This is a genomic window from Mesorhizobium sp. M7A.F.Ca.CA.004.12.1.1 (genome assembly GCF_003997835.1).
Lineage (GTDB): Bacteria > Pseudomonadota > Alphaproteobacteria > Rhizobiales > Rhizobiaceae > Mesorhizobium.
The window spans coordinates 1-3,733 of record NZ_RZRK01000607.1 but is presented as its reverse complement, the minus strand read 5'-3'; the positions used below and the strand labels follow the sequence as shown (position 1 = coordinate 3,733).

General features: G+C 61.0%; 5 protein-coding genes and 1 pseudogene. 2 read left to right on the top strand and 4 right to left on the bottom strand.

The features are described 5' to 3' along the window. The 3 genes and pseudogenes from EN984_RS26045 to EN984_RS26035 all read right to left on the bottom strand — a co-directional run. A pseudogene (locus EN984_RS26045) lies at positions 1–148 on the bottom strand (PTS sorbitol transporter subunit IIB); the annotation flags it as partial. Positions 149–164: 16 nt separating this feature from the next. Further along, complete coding sequence (locus EN984_RS26040) at positions 165–926, bottom strand: PTS glucitol/sorbitol transporter subunit IIC (RefSeq protein ID WP_013529328.1); 762 nt, start codon at positions 924–926, stop codon at positions 165–167. Positions 927–1,014: 88 nt separating this feature from the next. After that, positions 1,015–1,452, bottom strand: coding sequence for a transcriptional regulator GutM (locus EN984_RS26035; protein ID WP_127269447.1), 438 nt, complete (start codon positions 1,450–1,452; stop codon positions 1,015–1,017). A 195-nt stretch (positions 1,453–1,647) separates the two neighbouring features. Here EN984_RS26035 and EN984_RS26030 point away from each other — a divergent pair, with 195 nt between their 5' ends. After that, complete coding sequence (locus tag EN984_RS26030; protein ID WP_024503716.1) at positions 1,648–2,289, top strand: hypothetical protein; 642 nt, start codon at positions 1,648–1,650, stop codon at positions 2,287–2,289. A gap of 93 nt (positions 2,290–2,382) precedes the next feature. After that, positions 2,383–3,057 (top strand): HAD family phosphatase, encoded by a 675-nt coding sequence (locus EN984_RS26025; protein ID WP_127269448.1) that lies wholly within the window; start codon positions 2,383–2,385, stop codon positions 3,055–3,057. On the opposite strand, the gene EN984_RS26020 is transcribed toward EN984_RS26025, so the two are convergent. Continuing rightward, the coding region (locus EN984_RS26020) for a DUF930 domain-containing protein (RefSeq protein WP_127384047.1) at positions 3,054–3,733 on the bottom strand (680 nt) is incomplete at its 5' end. The two genes, EN984_RS26025 and EN984_RS26020, sit on opposite strands and share 4 nt — an antisense overlap.

The following is a 3,733-nucleotide window of genomic DNA, read 5'->3' as shown; positions in this document are numbered from 1 at the left end:
TGTCGGCGATAAGCTGCGCCACCGGGTGAATGCCACCACCGGTGACGGAAACAACCTTGCTGCGCTGTTCGGTTGGCTCGATGACGAGCGGGCCGCCCCAGCCGGTTTTGCCCTGGGTGATCCTTACGGCTTTGTATGTCTTGGCCATGATGTCCTCCCCGCCCTTACAGCTCGACGCCCTGGCGGCGTGCCATGATCGCGGTGATGCGTTCGGTCAGCATGCCCTTGAGCAGGATGACGACGAGGCCGACGATGGCGTACCAGATCGCCACCTTGACGTGGTAGCCGGCGACGACGACGCCCTTCTTTTCCAGCTCCAGCAGCGCGACGAGAATGCCGCCCCAGACGAAATACTCGCCGGGATTGATGTGCGGGAACAGACCGAGCGGCGGGTGCACATAGGACACGGCCGCGTCATAGAAGGCCGGCTTGTGCTTTTCTTCCAGGAACGATCCGAACGTATAGGCCATCGGATTGGTGAGGAAGAACACCGCCAGCAGCGGCAACAGCGTGTAGCGCGTCAGCGCGATCCGGCCGGCGCCGCGCGCCAGACCATGCACGCGCTCTTCACCGACCAGTTCGGTGACGGCGTAGAAGGCCGTCATCAGCACCACCAGCGTCGGAATGATGCCGGTGACGAAGCCGGCGAAGACCTCGCCGCCCTTCTGGAAGATGCCGATGAAATACTTGCCGATGGCGGTCAGCCAGCCGAGCTGCTCTTCCTGCTGGACGTCCTTCAGCTTTTCCTTGAACTGATCGACGGTGATCGGTCCGCTGTCCGCTTGTGCGAGGACAACGAGATGGTCGGAGGCATGCTCGACTGCGAGCTTGCCATGCAATGCGGCATCCGAGACCATGGCACCTGCGACATGCAGATTGTGCACGGCCATGTCGGCATGCTGCGCCAACAACGAAAATACAGACATTTCTCCTCCTTATGCCACCCGCCAGTTGATCCCAGTCGGTGCGCGGCGTCCTCTATCCCTCTGATTTAGAGCCCGAAATCCTCCGGCTCTAAGCCCTTGCTACATTCAAACCGGACAGGCCCGGCTTCTTCCCCGGCTCCGACCGTGTCTTGTCGATCTGCTCGATCGCTCGTTTCACGGCCTCGGCCACACCGGGTTCCCCCTCCCCCATGATTGCAGGGTTGGACCGGAGTTTATCGAGGGGAACACCCTCGAACTCTTCATGTCTTTTGAACTTGGTGAAGACGGAACGGCCGCTCATCACCATCAGGCGGCGCACGACCAGATCGGGCGTCACCACGACGAGCGCGATGGTGCCCTTGGCCAACCGGCCGCGAAAATTGCCGGCTCCGACGAAGCCGTCCTTGTACTGGTCGGTGACGCCCCTGAAGACATCCGAATAGTGCCGCATCTGCAGCCAGACGCCGAGCGACTGCAGCGCCCACACAATAACCAGCAGAAGCAGTCCCCACTGCCAAATCGCCATTCGGTTCTCCTCCCGAAGCCTCAGTTGAACCGCACCTTGGACCGGCGCGTGACAACAGCAAAGTGAGAACATTTGTTTCCGAGAATGTCAATATGTATGATATTGGCCTCGGCTGCGGTCATCCACAAGGGCGCTGACCGATTTCGGCGGTGCCACCGTTGTGCTAGGCTGACCGGGAAACAGGATACGAGGAACATGGATCTGCCCTTCAGGGACGAACTGGCCTTGATGCCCGATCTTCGCCATCGGCTGCGGCAGTTGCGCTGGTTCCGCGCCACCTTTCGCGGCAGCGCGAAGGTGGTCTCGGACACGTTCGGCGTGCGCTTCGAGATCGACGAGGCCAAACTCACCAGGGCCTTTCTGGACTGGGTCGAGATCATGGAGGCGCAGAAGCGCTTCGCCGCGATCGACCGCGCCGACTTCATCGTCTTTGCCGCCGGCCTCGTGCTGCGCGAGTTGATAAAACAGGCGCCGGCAAAAGAAATCTCCGGCCTCACCCAGCTGATCGAGACAGAAACGAACGCCGGCACGCTGGAAATCGTCCGCTTCTGGCCGGAGGGTTTCCTCTACACCAACTACTGCGTCTCGGTGATTTCGGCGATCCACGAGCAGGAATTCGGCACGGCACCCGGCATCGACAAATGCGCCGACGATTTGCGCACATGGTGGTCCTATCGCGAGAACGTGACCGAGATGCCGGCCTATGCGGTGGCTTTCCTCGACCGCTTTCTCGGCGCCGAGCCGAACTGGATCACCCCGGATCGCGCGCAGTCCCGGCAAGCCATGCAACGGGCGCTCGGGTCTTCCCGTGCGAGCGATGCGTTGCGCCAGCTTTGAGCCCGCTCTTCGCGCCCTCAAAACGCACGCGCTATTGAACATTTGACTTTTTGCCGATAGCGATGTGCGAAAATTGACTCGAGAGGGAAACGCGTGGCGCCACCAAGGCCTATTATTTTCGATTGCGACGGCGTCCTTGTCGACAGCGAGCCGTTGGCCGCCCGCGCCTATGAGCGCGTCTACGAAAAGCACGGCATGCCCGGTGTCAACACCAGCATCATCGCCCAATGCATCGGCATGAAGCAGTCCGATATCATCGCGAGGATCAAGGATTTGACCGGCCACCAGTTTCCGGCGGCGGCGGACGGCGACATCTGGGCCGAGACCAAGGTGCTGTTCTCGCAGGAATTGAAGCCGACACCGGGAATCACTGCGTTTCTGGAGACGCTCGCGGGCGACCGCTGTGTCGCCTCGTCCTCCTCCGTCGAGCGCATAAACCACAGCCTTGCCGTGACCGGGCTGGCGCGTTTCTTCGGCGATGCGATCTACAGTTCCTCGATGGTAAAGAACGGCAAGCCCGCGCCGGACATCTTCCTCTTCGCGGCGGACAAGATCGGCGCCAATCCCGTTGACTGCATCGTCATCGAAGACTCGCCCTTCGGCATCCAGGGCGCGGTCGCCGCAGGCATGACGGCGATCGGCTACACCGGTGGCGGCCATACCTATGCCGAGCACGCCGCGCGGCTGACAGCTGCCGGTGCCGATTTCGTCTGCGCCGACTGGCAAGAAGTTAGCCGGCAATTGGCTAGGTTTGGTGTGCCGGCCTAGTTTAGACGATACTTTGTGAATCCACGGCTGGCCCATTCGCCAGGCGGCACCAATGAGCCCACACGGAAGTTGAAGGACAGGACCCTCGTCGCATCGGCGTCGACTTCGCATCGGAAATTTAGGTTGTACCAGGCGTTTCTGGTGCTGAAGGCGGCCTGCGGAGGATTGAGAACATTGCCTTTGTCCAGCGTAATGGTTGGCACCCATTTGACCGTATAGTCGGCACTTTGCAGTTCCCGGCTGAGGACATTGCCGCAAAGGGTGGCCACGCGTTGACCGCGCGGGACATTCTCCATGGAGCTTGTAGCGAACGCATTGCCGGTTGCCCCTTGCGAGTAAAGCTTTCTGACGCCCGGAAGGCCGGAATAGATCGGTGATCCTGCAACGTCGTCGTTGGTGGGATTTGACCTTCCAGCATTCCCGATCGGCGCTTTGAAAGCTCTTGCGGGTTTGAACGTCATTGTCTTGGCAGGTTTGGCTTTGGGCTTTGCCTTTCCAGTCGAGGCTGGAGGCGCCGGCTTGTCGCCGATCTCAGCCGCCAATGGCTTTGGCGTCACGACGGCTTGCTTTTCGGCGGGTTGCGGTGCGGGTTCCTGTTTGTCCGGCTGCTGTTTGTCGGTTTCCTCGGTCGCCTGCTTCTCCTCGCTTTGCGCGGGCTTTTCGTCCGGCGCAGCGG

Excerpts from the sequence above, each read along its gene's own strand:
- EN984_RS26040 (WP_013529328.1), bottom strand. The coding sequence starts at position 926 with ATGTCTGTATTTTCGTTGTTGGCGCAGCATGCCGACATGGCCGTGCAC.
- EN984_RS26035 (WP_127269447.1), bottom strand. The coding sequence starts at position 1,452 with ATGGCGATTTGGCAGTGGGGACTGCTTCTGCTGGTTATTGTGTGGGCG.
- EN984_RS26030 (WP_024503716.1), top strand. The coding sequence starts at position 1,648 with ATGGATCTGCCCTTCAGGGACGAACTGGCCTTGATGCCCGATCTTCGC.